This window comes from Kitasatospora sp. NPDC023385, assembly GCF_055664045.1.
Genome location: NZ_JBVOOL010000003.1, coordinates 459,772 through 473,922, shown reverse-complemented (window position 1 = coordinate 473,922; position 14,151 = coordinate 459,772). Strand labels below are relative to the sequence as shown.

The window sequence follows — 14,151 nt, the reverse complement described above, 5'->3', positions numbered from 1 at the left end:
CGGGAGGGCCGGTCCTGCCCAGCAGGGCCGACCCTCCCGCGCCCGGCTACCGCAGTTGCTCGGGCAGCGGCTCGCCGTGCAGCACGGTCAGCCCCGAGACGGCGCGGGTCAGCGCGACGTACAGCCGGCGCAGGCCGGTCCGCTCGTCCGGTTCGCCGGCGATCACCGCGGCCGGCTCGTCCAGCACCACGTAGTCGTACTCCAGGCCCTTGGCCAGCGAGGCCGGGACGAGGGTGAGCCGGGCCTCGGCACTGGTCTCGGCACCGGGGCTCAGGTGCGGCAGGCCGGCCTCGGTCAGGGCCTCGGCGAGCAGCGGGATCCGGGCGTCGGCGGCGATCAGGCCGGTCGAGCCCTCGCGTTCCAGCGCCTCCCGGCAGGCGGCGATCACCGCCCGGGTCACGTCCCCGTCGTCGATGCGGCGGACCGTCAGCGAGCCCGGCATGGCGCGGACGGAGCCGGCCGGGGCCAGGCCGGGGGCGATCGCGGGGAGCAGCCGGGAGGCGTACCCGATGACCTCCTCCGGCACCCGGAAGCCCTTGGTCAGCTCCTCGATGTGCGCGTCCGGCTTGCCCAGGTGGTGCAGCGCCTCCGGCCAACTGGCCGTCGCCCACGGGGTGGTGCCCTGGGCGAGGTCGCCGAGGACGGTCGCCGAGCCGGTGGTGCAGCGGCGGCCGACCGCGCGGTACTGCATCGGGGAGAGGTCCTGCGCCTCGTCCAGCACCACGTGCCCGAGCGAGGGCGTGCGCTGCACCAGGTCCGTCGCCTCGTCCACCAGGACGGCGTCGGCCGGCGTCCAGCGGGCGGTCTTCACCGAGCGGCCGGGCTTGGGCCACAGCACCACCGCCTGCTCCTCGGGCGTCAGCACGCCCTCGGCGCACGCGGCCAGGAACTCCGGCTCGGAGAGCAGCCGCAGGACCAGCTTCGCCGGGTCAACGGCGGGCCAGCACTCCTTGACCACCGCCTTGACCGCGCGGTCGCGGGCCACCGCGTCCTGCACCCGGTCGTCCGGGGCCTCGCCGCCCTGCTCCATCTTCAGCAGCACGGTGTGCGCGATGCGCTGCGGCAGGGCGTCCCTGGCGGCGCCGTAGCGGACCTCGCGTCCCTTCAACTCCTCGATGATCTCGGCGAGTTCGTACGCCGGGACGCGCCAGCGGCGGGAGCCGCGGACCACCACGCAGGGCTCGTCGGGCAGCCTGATGCCCGCCCGCACCGCGCGGCGCAGCACCTCGGCCATCCGGGCGTCGCCCTTCAGCCGGGCCGCCTCCGGGCTGTCCTCGCCCCGGACCTCGACGTGCCCGACCAGCTGCTGCACGGTGGCCTGGGCGACCTCCAGCTCGCCGAGGGCCGGGAGCACCTGCTCGATGTAGGAGAGGAAGGCGTTGTTCGGCCCGATGACCAGGGTGCCGGTCCGGGCCAGGCGCTCGCGGTGCGCGTACAGCAGGTACGCGACGCGGTGCAGGCCGACGGCCGTCTTGCCGGTGCCCGGCGCCCCCTGGACGCAGATGGTGCCCGTCACGTCGGCGCGGACGATCTCGTCCTGCTCGGGCTGGATGGTGGCCACGATGTCGCGCATCGGGCCGACACGGGGCTTCTCGATCTCGGCGGCGAGCAGGGCGGAGGCGGTCTCGGTCTCCGCGGGGTCGGTGAGGTGCTCGTCCTCGTAGGCGGTGAGCTCGCCGCCGGTGTAGCCGAAGCGGCGGCGGCGCTCGACGTCCATCGGCTCGGTGCGGCTGGCCCGGTAGAACGGCTGGGAGACCGGCGCGCGCCAGTCGATGACCATCGGGTCGCCGTCGGCGTCGTGGACGTGCCGGCGGCCGATGTAGAAGCTCTCTCCGCCGCCGCCTTCGCTCAGTTCCTCGCTGACCGCGTGCAGGTAGTCCAGGCGGCCGAAGAAGAGCGGGGTGTGGGAGAGGTCGGCCAGGGCGGCGATCCTGGACTCGATCTGGTTCCGGAGGATGGTGGCGGACACCCAGGTGCCGGTCACGTCGCGCAGGTCGAGCGACTCGACGTCCTCGCGCATCGCTCGCAGCGCGGCCCTGGACGAGGCCAGGTGGTCGCGTTCGCGCTGGAGGGGGTCGGTGGTGGGGGTGGCGGGCACAGCGAACCTTCCCGGCTGCCCCGGTGGCGGGCGCAGCGGATCGATGGAGCTCACAGTGGGGTCAGCCGGCCGGTTGCCGTGCGGTCGGCGCCTCCCCCGGCTGCCTGCGGGACTTCAGCAGGTACCACGGTTCGGGAGGGGGCAGACGGACGATCTTAGACCCGTCCGCCTCGGGGTTCCAGCCGTGCAGGTCTCGGGGTCGGCCCCACCGGGGTCTCGGGGTCGGCCCCACCGGGGCCCCGGCGGCGTCCGTACACCCGGAGGACGAGCTCCGGCCCGGCGGGTACGGCCTTTGGAGTGATGCCGTCGGCCGGTCGGGTGCCTACCGTGGAAGACATGAGCACCCAGAACCGCGAGCCCCGAACCGGCCCGGCCGGCGCCACCGCCGCCCCCGGGCGCCACCGCAATCCGCTGAGCACCGCCGTCCGCAACCTCGGCATCGCCCTGGACACCGCCGCGCGCGTGATCTTCCTCGGGCGCGACGGTGTCCGCTACTGAGCCGTCGGGCCGTGCCCGCCACTGAGCCGTCTGCTGACCGGACGCCGTCGGGTTACCGGACGCCGTCGGGTTACAGGACGTCGTCCGCGTCGATGATGCGGTACGCGTAGCCCTGCTCGGCCAGGAAGCGCTGCCGGTGGGCGGCGAAGTCCTGGTCCACGGTGTCCCGGGCGACCACCGAGTAGAAGTGGGCCGCATGGCCGTCCGCCTTGGGGCGCAGCACGCGGCCGAGGCGCTGGGCCTCCTCCTGGCGGGAGCCGAAGGTCCCGGAGACCTGGATGGCGACCGTGGCCTCGGGCAGGTCGATCGAGAAGTTCGCGACCTTGGAGACCACCAGGACGCCGATCTCCTTGTTGCGGAACGCCTCGAAGAGCTTCTCGCGCTGGGGGTTGCTGGTCTCACCCTTGATCACCGGGGCGTCCAGGGCCTCCCCGAGCTCGTCCAGCTGGTCGATGTACTGGCCGATGATCAGCGTCTGGTCGTTCTCGTGCTTCTTGACCAGCGCCTCCACCACCCGCCGCTTGGTCGCCGTGGTGGCGCAGAAGCGGTAGCGCTCCTCCGGCTCGGCGGTCGCGTAGGCGAGCCGCTCGGTGTCGGTCAGGGTGACCCGCACCTCGCAGCAGTCGGCGGGCGCGATGTAGCCCTGCGCCTCGATCTCCTTCCACGGCGCGTCGAAGCGCTTGGGACCGATCAGGCTGAACACGTCGCCCTCGCGGCCGTCCTCGCGGACCAGCGTGGCGGTCAGGCCGAGCCGGCGGCGGGCCTGCAGGTCGGCGGTGAACTTGAACACCGGGGCCGGCAGCAGGTGCACCTCGTCGTAGACCACCAGGCCCCAGTTGCGGGCGTCGAACAACTCCAGGTGCGCGTAGACGCCCTTCCGCTTGGTGGTCATCACCTGGTAGGTGGCGATGGTGACCGGGCGGATCTCCTTCCGCGTCCCGCTGTACTCGCCGATCTCGTCCTCGGTGAGCGAGGTGCGCTTGACCAGCTCGTGCTTCCACTGGCGGGCCGAGACGGTGTTGGTGACCAGGATCAGCGTCGTCGACTTGGCGTGCGCCATCGCCGCCGCGCCGACCAGCGTCTTGCCGGCGCCGCAGGGCAGCACGACGACGCCCGAGCCGCCGTGCCAGAAGCCCTCGACGGCCTGCGCCTGGTACGGGCGCAGCTGCCAGCCGTCCTCCGCCAGGTCGATCGGGTGGGCCTCGCCGTCCACGTACCCGGCGAAGTCCTCGGCGGGCCAGCCGAGCTTGAGCAGCGCCTGCTTGATCTGCCCGCGCTCGGAGGGGTGCACCACCACGGTGTCGGGGTCGACCCGGGTGCCGACCAGCGGGGCGATCTTCTTGGAGCGCAGCACCTCCTCCAGCACCGGGCGGTCGGTGGTGGCGAGCACCAGCCCGTGCGTCGGGTGCTTGAGCAGCTGGAGCCGGCCGTACCGGCCCATGGTGTCGGCGACGTCCACCAGCAGGGCGTGCGGCACCGGGTAGCGCGAGTACGTCACCAGGGCGTCGACCACCTGCTCGGCGTCGTGCCCGGCGGCCCGCGCGTTCCACAGCCCGAGCGGCGTCACCCGGTACGTGTGCACGTGCTCGGGCGCCCGCTCCAGCTCGGCGAACGGGGCGATGGCGCGCCGGCAGTCGGCGGCCTTGGGGTGGTCGATCTCCAGGAGGAGAGTTTTGTCGCTCTGGACGATCAGGGGTCCGTCGTTCACGCGGGAAAGCCCTCCACTGGCTGACAGGGTGGTTTGACGCAGACCCTCCAGTGTCGCGCATTCCGCGGTGAACGTGGGAGGACGGTTTTCCGGGGCACTTCCCCGGGCTGCTTCCCCGGGCTGCTTGCCGGGGCTGCTTGCCGGGGCTACTTGTCGGGGGCTACTTCCATTCGTACGCGGCGACCGTGCCGTTGCCCTGGGGATCGTTGTCGAACTCGAACAGGCCGACCAGGTCGTTGAGGCGCAGGAAGACGTCCGAGGTGCTCTCGAAGTAGATGCTGCCGCGCCAGCTGACCGCGCCGCCGCCGATGAAGTGGCCGATGCCGCTGCCGTGCCAGCTGTAGGTGTCGCCCTTGTCCGTCATGCCGACGCCCTGGCCCTCGCCGAACAGCGAGCCGTCGGGCCGCAGCTCGGTCTCGTAGGTGACGAACTCCCGGACCTGATGGCCGAGCAACTGGCCGGTGCAGGTCATCGAGAGCTCCAGGGCCGGGTGTCCGCCGACCGTGGCGAGGACCCGTCGGCCGGTTTCCGTGGCGGTCAACTCCGCTATCCGATCGCCGAGCATGATGCCTCCTCGTGGGAACCCCCTGTTCCCGGACTACGCCGGTGCGCGCGGCCCGTCAATCGGGGCGAGTGACCACGGTGCGTACTCGCTCGTTGAGCTGGTCATGAAGAAGTCGAAGCGCGTTCTCACCGCACTCGCCCTGATGGGCACGGCCTTCGCCGCCACCGCCTCCTCGGCCGGCTCCGCCCACGCCCTCGCGGGCATCGGCGAGGGGCCCGGGGGTCTGCTGGCGGCGCCCGGATTCCTGCTCGCCGACCAGGTCGGCGCCGGCTCGCTGCCGATCGGGCAGGGGGAGATCGGCAGCCTGGCGGACAAGGCGGTCAAGGAGAAGATGAAGGAGTCGCAGGGGCACTGACCCCGGGCACCGACAGGGCACCGAGACAGGGCGCCGGCGTAGGGCGCTGGCGTAGGGAACCGGGGTCCTTACTCGTCCAACTCCGCGACGCCGGTGATGCGGTGGAGGGCGAAGGTACGGAGTTCGTCCGCGTGGTGGTCGAAGGCGGTGACGAAGCCGCCTTCGACCTTCACCGGGTCGATGATGCGCTGGCTGGCGATGCCCTCGGCGTTGAGGTAGCCGATCCACATCCGCTCGCCGAGCAGGACGGCCGTCTGGAGGGCCGCCAGGGTCTCGGCGGCCGCGGTGCGGGGCAGGTGGCGCCGGTCGGGCGCGGGCTCGCGGCGGGCGGCGGTGGCGGCACGGTCGCCGGCCCGGATCGCCTTGACGGCGGCGGCGAGGAGCGTGTCGTCGGGGGTGGGCGGGCCGTCGGGGACGGGCACGGGCGCCGTCCGGGGCGGGGTGCGGTGGCTGTCCGGGCGGGTGATCAGCACGTCGCCCTCGGCGGATTCGGCGGCCGGCGCGTAGCCCATCGTGCGCAGCGTGGCGAGCAGGACGTCAGGGGCGGCCTGGGAGGCGAGCACGGTGGGGGCGAGCAGCCGCAGCCGCAGGTCGGCGGAGCGGCGGTCGGCGAGCACCTCGTTCAGCAGGGACGGGTCGTCGCAGCGCAGGTAGGACGAGGCGGCGCCGACCCGCAGGATGCCGTGCCGGCGGGCGACGTCGTCGATCAGGTAGGCGAGCGGCTGCGGGACGGGCGTACGGCTGTGCTGCTCCAGGAAGGTCCGCAGGTCGGCGGCGGTGCGTCCGGCGTCGAGGGCGCGGCGGACGGACGCCGGGGTGAAGCGGTAGACGGTGGCGCCGCCCTTGGACTCGATGTCGGCGCACAGGGCGAGGGCGTGGGCGAGCGGGGTGAGCAGCGGGCCGGGGGCGATCGCGGTGAGGTCCGGCTGGAGGATCACGTGGTCGAGCGGCCGGGGGAGCAGCGGGGCGAGTACCTCGGCCGGGTCGGCTTCGGCGGTGAGCAGGGCGCGGGCGGGGGCGGCGAGGGCGCCGCGGCCGGTGACGCCGAGGAGTTCGGCCTCGGCGAGGGTCCAGGCGGTGAGGTCGTCGCGCAGTTCGTGGCCGTCCGGGCCGGTGGGGCCGCCGCGCAGCGGGCGCTGCCAGCGCAGGGCGGGGAGCAGTTCGTCGGCGGTGGCCGGGGTGCCGGGCGGGAGTTCGGCGAGCAGGGCGAGGGCGGCGCGGCGGACGGACGGGGCGAGGGTGCGGTCGAGTTCGGGGCCGAGGGCGGCGCGCGGCCTGCCCTTGCCGTCCGGCGTGCCGGTGAGGGCGGGGACGCGGGTGGCGGCGAGCCAGGCGGCGGCGAGGACGGACCAGCGCCGGGCGGTGTCCAGGTGCAGCCAGGCGTCGTACACCGGGGTGGGGGCCCACCGCTCGTCGACCTCGCCGTCGGGGGCCAGCAGCCCGGCGGTGTAGGCGAGTTCGAGCCAGAAGGCGGCCTGCTGCTCGGTGGTCTCCAAGGCCTGGGCGGCGCGCTTGAGGTCGCGGACGCCGAGGCCGCCGGCGCGCAGGGTGAGCGGCGGGGTGAGGCCCCAGCCGTCCAACAGGTCCTCGACGGTCCTGACGGCGGTGTGCGCCTGCCCGGCGGCGGCGCTGTCCACGACCTGGGGGTCGCGCGGGGCGGCGGCGGGCGCGGGCTCGGGCTGCAGCGGCTCGACGGTGCGGTGGCTGCGGCCGCCGCGCAGGTGCAGGGCGAGTTCGCGGGGCAGGACCACGCTGCCGGGGCTGGTGGGCAGCAGCAGGCCGCGGGCGAGCAGCCACTCGACGGGGCTCTGCGCGTCCTCGGCGGTGACCGGGCGGGTGGCGTCCGGGACGGTGCCGGTGGGCGGGCCCCAGACCAGCCGGTCCAGCAGCCGCAGTGCGGCCTCGGGGGCGGTGTCGAGCAGTGCGGCGCAGGCGGCGCGGTCGGTGAGCTGTGCGGTGAGCGCGGCGACGGCGGTGACCGGGTCGGGAGTGGCTGGCTGCCCGGTGGAGGCGAGCAGCTGCTGCAGCCGGGCCGGGGACATGCCGACGGTGGCGTCGGCGAGGGTCGGGCCGAGGCCGGTGCGGCCGGGGTTGGCGGCGGTCGGGGCGAGCGCCTCGCGGACGGCGAGGACCAGCCGCAGGCCGTTGTCCGGGCCCCACAGCAGCGCCCGGTCGCGCAGGGTGGCGATCGCGCGGGGCAGTTCGGCGGCGACGGCGGCCCGGTCGGCCGGGGCCAGCGGGGTGGCGCCGGGGTGCGGCCTGACCTTGGCGGGACCGGTCAGCAGGGTGCGGACGGTGGCCGTGGAGGTGCCGTCGGGGGCGGTGGCCAACGCCTCGGCGACCTGGAGGGTGAACCGGTCGAGCCGCTCCAGGGCGCGCAGCGCCGAGGCGCGCGACGAGAGCCGGGCGGACAGCTGCGTGAGGTCGCCGGGGACCGGGTTCAGCAGGTCGGGGCGGGAACGGAGCAGGGCCGCGAGCCCGTCGTCGGGACGGGCGCGCAGCTCCTCGGCGAGGGTGCGCGGGCCGGTGGCGGACCTGCCCCGGCGTTGGTGGCCCTGCTGTGTGGTCATTCGACCTAGGTTAGTCGGGTGGGCGGACGGGAGGGTGTCCCTCCGGCGGCCCGGGCGGCTCGGGCGGCTCTGGTGGCTCGGGTGGCTTTGTACGGCTCGTATGGCTCCGGCGGCTCTGGGCGGCTCGTACGCTCCCGCCGGGCCGGTGGACTCGCGTGGGCGGGGGCCTGGTGGGTAGCGTCACGCCGAGGGCGGTTCGGTGGGCGGCGCCCGGGTACGGGCGAGGCGGGGTGTCGGTGATGACGGACGGCGAGTGGTGGCGCAAGAGCGGGCCGTGGAGCGAGCGTTCGGGCGGCGCCGCGCAGGAGCCCGCCGGGCGGGGTGGCGCCGGGCAGGTTGACGCCGGGCGGGACGGGGCCGGAACGGGGGCGTCTGTGCCCGCAGACACCGGGGATGCCCCGGCCGGGCCGGGCGCGGACCCTGACAGCGTGTACGACCCGCCGGCGCCGAGTGCCGCCGGGATCCCGTCCGTCCCGCTGTACCCGCCGGACGCCGTCGACGAGGAGGCCCGGGCCTCCGCGATCCCGCCGCCCACGGTGAGCAGCACCGGCCCGTGGACCATGACGGTGTTCGACTTCTCGGACGGGCCGGAGCCCGCGCCGAAGCCGATCCCCGAGCAGCGAACGGCGGAGGAGGCCGGGGCGGAGCCGGGGGCTGCCGGGGTGCCCACGCAGCCGGAGTTGTCGAAGCCGGCGAAGCCGTCGAAGAAGCCGATGCGGCCGAGGCTGAGGAAGGCCAAGGCCAGGGCGGCCGCCGAGGCGGCTGCCGCTGCCGCCGCCGCTGCCGCGGGTGGGCCTGCCGGGGGCAAGGCGTCGGCCGCGAGGAAGGGCAAAGGCGGAGGCCAGGGCGGGGGTGCCCGCAGACCGTCCCCGCTGATCCTGCTCTCCAGCACACTGCTGGTCGGCGGCGCCGTCAGCGGCTTCTTCCCGGCCATGCTGGCCGGTTGGGGCCTCGGCTACCTCTCCCGCCAACTCTCCGACCTGATGCGCAAGTTCGTGATCCTCGGGATCCCGCTGATCACCATGAGCGGGAGCACCCTGTACGCCATGCGGCAGGCCAAGCCGGGTGGCGGCCAGGGCGGCGGCGGCCTGCAGTCCGGCTCCCCGCTGGGGCAGATCAGCTGGTCGTCGGCCCCCAACGTGCTGCGGCTGTCGGCGGTGGCCTCCGCGGTGGTCCTGCTGCTGATCGCCATGCGCCGCCGCCCGCCGCAGCAGGGCTGAGGCGGGCGGCGGGCGCGGGACCTGGGCGGCCCCGGCGTAATGCTTCTTCGTTGTCCGTTATCCGTTGTCCGGTTCCGTTTTCCGTTGTCCGCCGTCTACTTGTGGACGAAGTAGCCGGAGCTGTCCACGACGGCGTGCGTGCTGCCGTTGTGGTTGTAGAGGTTGACGGTGCCGTCGCTGCCGACCGGGACGATGGCGTGGGTGGCGACGGTCTGGTCGGCGGCGAAGTTCACGTTGGAGACGTCGGGCCGCGCGGTGCCGCCCGGGTAGACGGCGAGGAAGCCGTCTGCGGTGGGCTCCGTGGCGGTGACGTTGAGGACGGCGCCGGTCGCACCGGCGGGCAGCCCGCCGATCGGGAGGCTGCTGTACGGGCCGAGCTTGCCCGGGCTGACGCGGGTGTCGAGCAGGCGGGTCGGGTCGGTGGCGACGAACAGGTGCTGACCGCTGGGGCCGTAGTAGCCGAAGATGTCGGCGAGGACGTGCAGGCTGCCCGCGTTGTTGCAGATCCGGACGGTGCCGTCGTCCGCGATCTTGGCGATGACCTGGTTGGACGTGGTCTGACCGGCCTTGAAGTTGAGGTTCGAGCTGTACAGCGCCGAACCGTTGCCCACGGTCAGGTTGCCGTCCTGGTCGGGCTCGGTGGCGGTGACGTTGAGGACGACGCTGGTCGCGTCGGCCGGGACGCCGTTGACGCCGCGGACCTGGAGCGCGGTCACCGGCACCGGCCAGGGGGTGGCGCACAGCGAGCTGATCCGGCCGGCCGGGACGCCGGTGCCGTCCCGGGAGTCCAGGATGCGCTTCGGCTGGAGCGGCGCGTACAGGTCCTTGCCGCGCGGCGTGTACTCGCCCTGGATGTCGATCACGAGGTCGACCGCCGCGCCGGAGTCGGCGTTCCAGACGGCGATCTTGAAGTCGTTGCCCACCGGGACGGTGACCAGGTTGGGGACGGCCGCCCCCGGGACGTAGTTGAGGCTGGAGCTCTCCGGTCGGGCCCGGTCGTTCGGGCCGAGGCTCAGGAAGCCCTGCCCGTCGGCGTTGACCGCGGTGACGTTGACGACGATCGCGGTCGCGTCCTGGCTGACCGGCCAGTGCTGGTCCTTGAGGTCGATGGTGAGCTTCTGCCCGGGGCCGAGCTTGGGCGTGCCGTAGCTCGCCTGCCGGGTGTCCAGGGCCCGCTGGGCACCGTAGCCGTCGAAACCGGCGGGCCGGGTGCTCACGGTCACCCGCTGGGAGACGACGGCCTGCTCACCGCCGCGGTTGGTGAACGTGAGGGTGACCGTGTACTCGCCCGGGTGGGGGAAGTCGTGCCGGACGGAGTTCGACAGGTAGGTGAGGTCGGTGCCGCTGCCGTCGCCGAAGTCGAGCCGCGCCTTGTCGACGTTCCAGGAACTGGTGGAGCCGGAGGTGTCGAACTCGTAGGAGAGCGGACCGCAGACCGCCGAGGCCGGGCACGGCTTCACCGTGAACGACGCCTTGGGCGGTGCGGGCTCGGCCACCACGATCCCGCCGTCCTCGACGGCGCGGTAGGTGAGCCCTTCGGGGGTGGTCACCGTCAGCCTGGTGGTGAACGTCCCGGCCCGGGCGTAGGTGTGGTCGGCGGTCGGCTGGGTGGTGACGGTGGGAGCCGTGCCGTCGCCGAAGTCGAAGCTGTAGGAGAGGGCGGCCGGCCAGTTCCGGGTGAGGGTGGCCTTGGCGGTCACCGGCCTCGGGTAGGGGCCGGTTTCGCCGGTGACGAGGACCGCCTGGCGCGTGACGGCCTGGCGTTCGACCGCCCCCCGGTCGCGGATGCCGCTGACCGTACCGGTGTTGGCGGCGCCCGGGTCATCGGACGGGCTGTTGCCGTAGTAGTCGGTGGGGAGGACGCCCGGCGCGGCGGCATCGGCGGAGTCGATGGCGGGGGATCCCTGGTCGGGCCCGTCGCTGATGCGCGGGTCGCCCGCGAGGTCGTGCGCGCCCTGGCCGGTGGCGGTGTGCAGCTCGGCGGGGCCGGGGTAGGACCGGCCGTTCCAGAGGTACGGGACGCGGCCGTCCACCGCGCCGGGGTTGACGAGGTTGTAGTCCAGGCTGGTGCCCGGTACCGCCCCCGGGGCCACCTGGACGGCCGGGGCGGCCGCCACGCCGGTGCACGCGGACGCGCTGCCGGTGACGACGTTGTTGCGGATGCTGGAGCCGGTGGCGGCGCCGTTCAGCCGGATGCCCGAACCGCAGCCGTTGAGCACGGAGTTGGACGTCACCACCGAGCCGGGGGCGTCGCCCAGGACGATTCCGTCGGCCGCGGATTCGGTGATGTAGTTGGTCGACACCACCGTGCCGCGGACGCCGGCCTCGACCTGGACGGCGGCCGTATGCGCGCCGAAGACGGAGTTGCGGCTCACGGTCACGTGGTCGCTCGCGCCGGTGACGTGGATCTCCGGATCGTCCCCGAAGGCCCGAGCCACGCGCAGGTGGTCGATCGTGACGCGGGACGAATCGGCGACCACGACCGGGGAGACCTGGGAGTGGGCGGCGAAGCCGTGGATGACGACGTCGGTGGCTCCCTTGACGGTGAACGCGGGGCCGCTGGTCGACTGGACGGAGGCCCCGAAGCCTTCGGCAGCCGGGTCGTCCGTGGTGCCGGTGGTGAAGGTGATCGGCTTGTCGGGCGTGCCCGAGCGGTTGATCAGCACCGACTCCGAATAGGACCGGTCGTTCCGGACAACCACCGTCTGGCCCGGCCGGACGATCCTCGCGGCTGCGGAGATGGTGCAGAGCGGCACGGCCGCGGAGGCGGGGCCGGTGTCCGAGCAGGCAACCGAATTGTCGACGTAGAGCCGGTCGCCGGGGGCGTCCGCCGCGGCCGCGAACGGCACGGGCAGGACGACTGCGGTGAGCAGGGCCGAAGTGCCCGCCAGCGAGGCGAGCCTTCCGACGTTCATGAGTGGATTCCTCCGAGGGGGGTGGCCCGTGACGGGTCGTCGCGCGCACCTGGCAGAGTGGCGCGGGAGGCATCTTGTCCGACCGCCGTCGAACTTGTCACGCGAGCACCGGGCTGAGCGCCCGGATGATCGGCGTTGTCGGCGTTGTCTGGATTGTCGGCAAAGTCGCGCCAGGCGTGCGGCGCCTGGCCGCAGGAATGAGCTGTGAGGTCCAACCCGGGACGAACCCCCGTTGGACGAGCGCTGCCACGCGGAGCCCGCCCCCGCCCGCGGCCGGGGGTTAACACCCGTACGGCAATGGTGCTTTCCCGGTTCCTCGGGCCGCCCGGGTGCATCAGAATCGAGGCATGCCCACACAGCCCGTGACGATGACCGCAGTCCCCGCCCCCAAGGCGGCGAGCGGCGGCAGCGACTTCGCCCAGTTGAGCCGCCGGATCGCCGACGAAGGCCTGCTCGACCGGCGGCCCGGCTACTACACCGCCCGGATGGCCCTGGTGCTCGCCGCGTTCCTCGGCGGCTGGTACGCCCTGTTCGCGCTCGGCGACACCTGGTGGCAGCTCGGCGTGGCGGCGGCGATGTCCGTCGTCTTCACCCAGGTCGCCCTGCTCTCCCACGACCTCGCGCACCGTCAGGTGTTCAGCCGGCGCGTGCCGAGCGAGATCGGCGGCCGGATCGCCGCCAACCTGCTGATGGGCATGAGCTACGGCTGGTGGATGAACAAGCACACCCGCCACCACGCCAACCCGAACCACGAGGAGCGGGATCCCGACGTCGCCCCCGACCTCGTCGTGTGGTCCAAGCGGCAGGCCCGGCAGGCGAGCGGCCTCGCCCGGTTCATCGGCCGCCGGCAGGCGTACCTGTTCGTCCCGCTGCTCCTCCTGGAAGGCCTCAACCTCAGCTTCAACAGCTTCCGCGCGCTGCGCAGCCCCATGATGAAGCGCCCGGTGCTGGAAGGCACCCTGCTGGTCGTCCACTTCGCGGCCTACTTCGGCCTGATCTTCGCCGCGCTCCCGGCGGGCAAGGCGATCGCCTTCTTCGCCGTGCACCAGGCGCTGCTCGGCGTGTACCTGGGCTCCGTCTTCGCCCCGAACCACAAGGGCATGCTGATGGTGACGCCGGAGATGAAGCTCGACTTCCTGCGCCGCCAGGTGCTCACCTCGCGCAACGTGCGCGGCGGCGCGGTCATCGACTCGATGATGGGCGGCCTCAACTACCAGGTGGAGCACCACCTCTTCCCCAGCATGCCGACCCCGGCCCTGGGGCGGGCCGCCCGGATCACCCGGGAGTTCTGCGCGGAGCAGGGCATCCCGTACTACGAGACGGGCCTGCTCCGTTCGTACCGCGAGATCTTCGCCCACCTGCACCGGACGGGCGAGCCGATCCGCTCCGGCGAGTGAGACGCGGGCGTTGCCGGAGTGGGAAGTCGGCGCGGCCGACTTCCCACTCCGATTGATGCCCTCACCCCCGGCCGGGCACCGGATTGTCCCGCCACCCCATGAAGCCGACCGACCCCCGGATCCGGCACTACACCGACCAGCACATCCGCACCCTCCTGGCCGAAGTCCAGGAGCGGGGCAGGATGTTCGGCCTGATCTGGCCCTCCGCGCGACCCCGCCGCCCCGTCCGCCGGACGAGGACGGCTGACCGACCGGTAGGCGCGGCGGGTGGCGTGCACAGGCTCGCCGTGCCGGTCAGTCCTTCCCCCGGATCCTCTGCTCCACATTGCTGCGGACCGCCCGGGACGCCGTTCCGGCCGCCGCCGCCAGGAACACGAAGTTGTACCCGATCTGCAGCACCACCACGAACCGCGCCGTCTGACCCGCCGGCGTGATGTCCCCGTACCCGACGGTCGCCATCGTCACGACCGTGAAGTACAGCGCGTCCAGCCGGGTCTCCAGCCCGGCGAACTCCGGCTTGTGCGAGCCCAGCACGTAGTACGTGGCCGCGAAGATGGTCAGCGCCAGCGCGATCAGGAACACCAGCCAGGCCACCGGCCGCTTGGCCGTCCCCCGCATCAGCCCGACGATCTTGGCCAGCATCAGCCAGGTCAGCGCAGCCAGCGCCCCGGCGAAGCCGAACCAGCTCAGCACCGGCCGGCGCTCGCCGAACCACTCCAGCGGCAGCGTGAAGTACCCGACCATCAGCAGTGTGAACGCGCCCAGCAGCCAGGACCAGGCCCTCAGGTCGGCGGGTGGGGGCGGGTTCTCGGACATCTCGCCCAG

Annotated in this window: 10 protein-coding genes; 4 read left to right on the top strand and 6 right to left on the bottom strand. The window is 73.5% G+C overall.

The genetic code is table 11. The annotated features are described in order from the left end of the window. Positions 1–46 precede the first annotated feature (46 nt). On the bottom strand, positions 47–2,134 hold the full coding sequence (locus tag AC0B61_RS08130) for a HelD family protein (RefSeq protein WP_471739804.1): 2,088 nt from the start codon (positions 2,132–2,134) through the stop codon (positions 47–49). Positions 2,135–2,434: 300 nt separating this feature from the next. On the opposite strand from AC0B61_RS08130, the gene AC0B61_RS08125 reads away from it, so the two are divergent. Beyond that, positions 2,435–2,596, top strand: a complete 162-nt coding sequence (locus AC0B61_RS08125; RefSeq protein ID WP_471739765.1) for a hypothetical protein — start codon at positions 2,435–2,437, stop codon at positions 2,594–2,596. 70 nt (positions 2,597–2,666) lie between these two features. Here AC0B61_RS08125 and AC0B61_RS08120 read toward each other — a convergent pair whose 3' ends face one another. Both AC0B61_RS08120 and AC0B61_RS08115 read right to left on the bottom strand, forming a co-directional pair. After that, on the bottom strand, positions 2,667–4,304 hold the full coding sequence (locus AC0B61_RS08120) for a DNA repair helicase XPB (RefSeq protein ID WP_471739764.1): 1,638 nt from the start codon (positions 4,302–4,304) through the stop codon (positions 2,667–2,669). A 160-nt stretch (positions 4,305–4,464) separates the two neighbouring features. After that, positions 4,465–4,869, bottom strand: coding sequence for a hypothetical protein (locus AC0B61_RS08115; RefSeq protein WP_471739763.1), 405 nt, complete (start codon positions 4,867–4,869; stop codon positions 4,465–4,467). 103 nt (positions 4,870–4,972) lie between these two features. Between AC0B61_RS08115 and AC0B61_RS08110 the strand changes: the two genes are divergently transcribed. Then, positions 4,973–5,224 (top strand): hypothetical protein, encoded by a 252-nt coding sequence (locus AC0B61_RS08110; RefSeq protein ID WP_471739762.1) that lies wholly within the window; start codon positions 4,973–4,975, stop codon positions 5,222–5,224. Positions 5,225–5,292: 68 nt separating this feature from the next. Here AC0B61_RS08110 and AC0B61_RS08105 read toward each other — a convergent pair whose 3' ends face one another. Beyond that, positions 5,293–7,794, bottom strand: coding sequence for a helicase-associated domain-containing protein (locus AC0B61_RS08105; RefSeq protein ID WP_471739761.1), 2,502 nt, complete (start codon positions 7,792–7,794; stop codon positions 5,293–5,295). A gap of 428 nt (positions 7,795–8,222) precedes the next feature. Between AC0B61_RS08105 and AC0B61_RS08100 the strand changes: the two genes are divergently transcribed. Beyond that, entirely contained in the window at positions 8,223–9,014 is a 792-nt protein-coding gene (locus AC0B61_RS08100; RefSeq protein ID WP_471739760.1) for a hypothetical protein, read from the top strand. 95 nt (positions 9,015–9,109) lie between these two features. Here AC0B61_RS08100 and AC0B61_RS08095 read toward each other — a convergent pair whose 3' ends face one another. Further along, on the bottom strand, positions 9,110–11,929 hold the full coding sequence (locus AC0B61_RS08095) for a PKD domain-containing protein (protein WP_471739759.1): 2,820 nt from the start codon (positions 11,927–11,929) through the stop codon (positions 9,110–9,112). Positions 11,930–12,276: 347 nt separating this feature from the next. Between AC0B61_RS08095 and AC0B61_RS08090 the strand changes: the two genes are divergently transcribed. Further along, positions 12,277–13,326, top strand: a complete 1,050-nt coding sequence (locus AC0B61_RS08090; RefSeq protein ID WP_471739758.1) for a fatty acid desaturase family protein — start codon at positions 12,277–12,279, stop codon at positions 13,324–13,326. Between the two features lie 294 nt (positions 13,327–13,620). Here AC0B61_RS08090 and AC0B61_RS08085 read toward each other — a convergent pair whose 3' ends face one another. Further along, on the bottom strand, positions 13,621–14,142 hold the full coding sequence (locus tag AC0B61_RS08085; RefSeq protein ID WP_471739757.1) for a potassium channel family protein: 522 nt from the start codon (positions 14,140–14,142) through the stop codon (positions 13,621–13,623). Positions 14,143–14,151: the final 9 nt, after the last annotated feature.

Excerpts from the sequence above, each read along its gene's own strand:
- AC0B61_RS08110 (WP_471739762.1), top strand. The coding sequence starts at position 4,973 with ATGAAGAAGTCGAAGCGCGTTCTCACCGCACTCGCCCTGATGGGCACG.
- AC0B61_RS08085 (WP_471739757.1), bottom strand. The coding sequence starts at position 14,142 with ATGTCCGAGAACCCGCCCCCACCCGCCGACCTGAGGGCCTGGTCCTGG.
- AC0B61_RS08115 (WP_471739763.1), bottom strand. The coding sequence starts at position 4,869 with ATGCTCGGCGATCGGATAGCGGAGTTGACCGCCACGGAAACCGGCCGA.
- AC0B61_RS08095 (WP_471739759.1), bottom strand. The coding sequence starts at position 11,929 with ATGAACGTCGGAAGGCTCGCCTCGCTGGCGGGCACTTCGGCCCTGCTC.
- AC0B61_RS08125 (WP_471739765.1), top strand. The coding sequence starts at position 2,435 with ATGAGCACCCAGAACCGCGAGCCCCGAACCGGCCCGGCCGGCGCCACC.
- AC0B61_RS08090 (WP_471739758.1), top strand. The coding sequence starts at position 12,277 with ATGCCCACACAGCCCGTGACGATGACCGCAGTCCCCGCCCCCAAGGCG.
- AC0B61_RS08105 (WP_471739761.1), bottom strand. The coding sequence starts at position 7,794 with ATGACCACACAGCAGGGCCACCAACGCCGGGGCAGGTCCGCCACCGGC.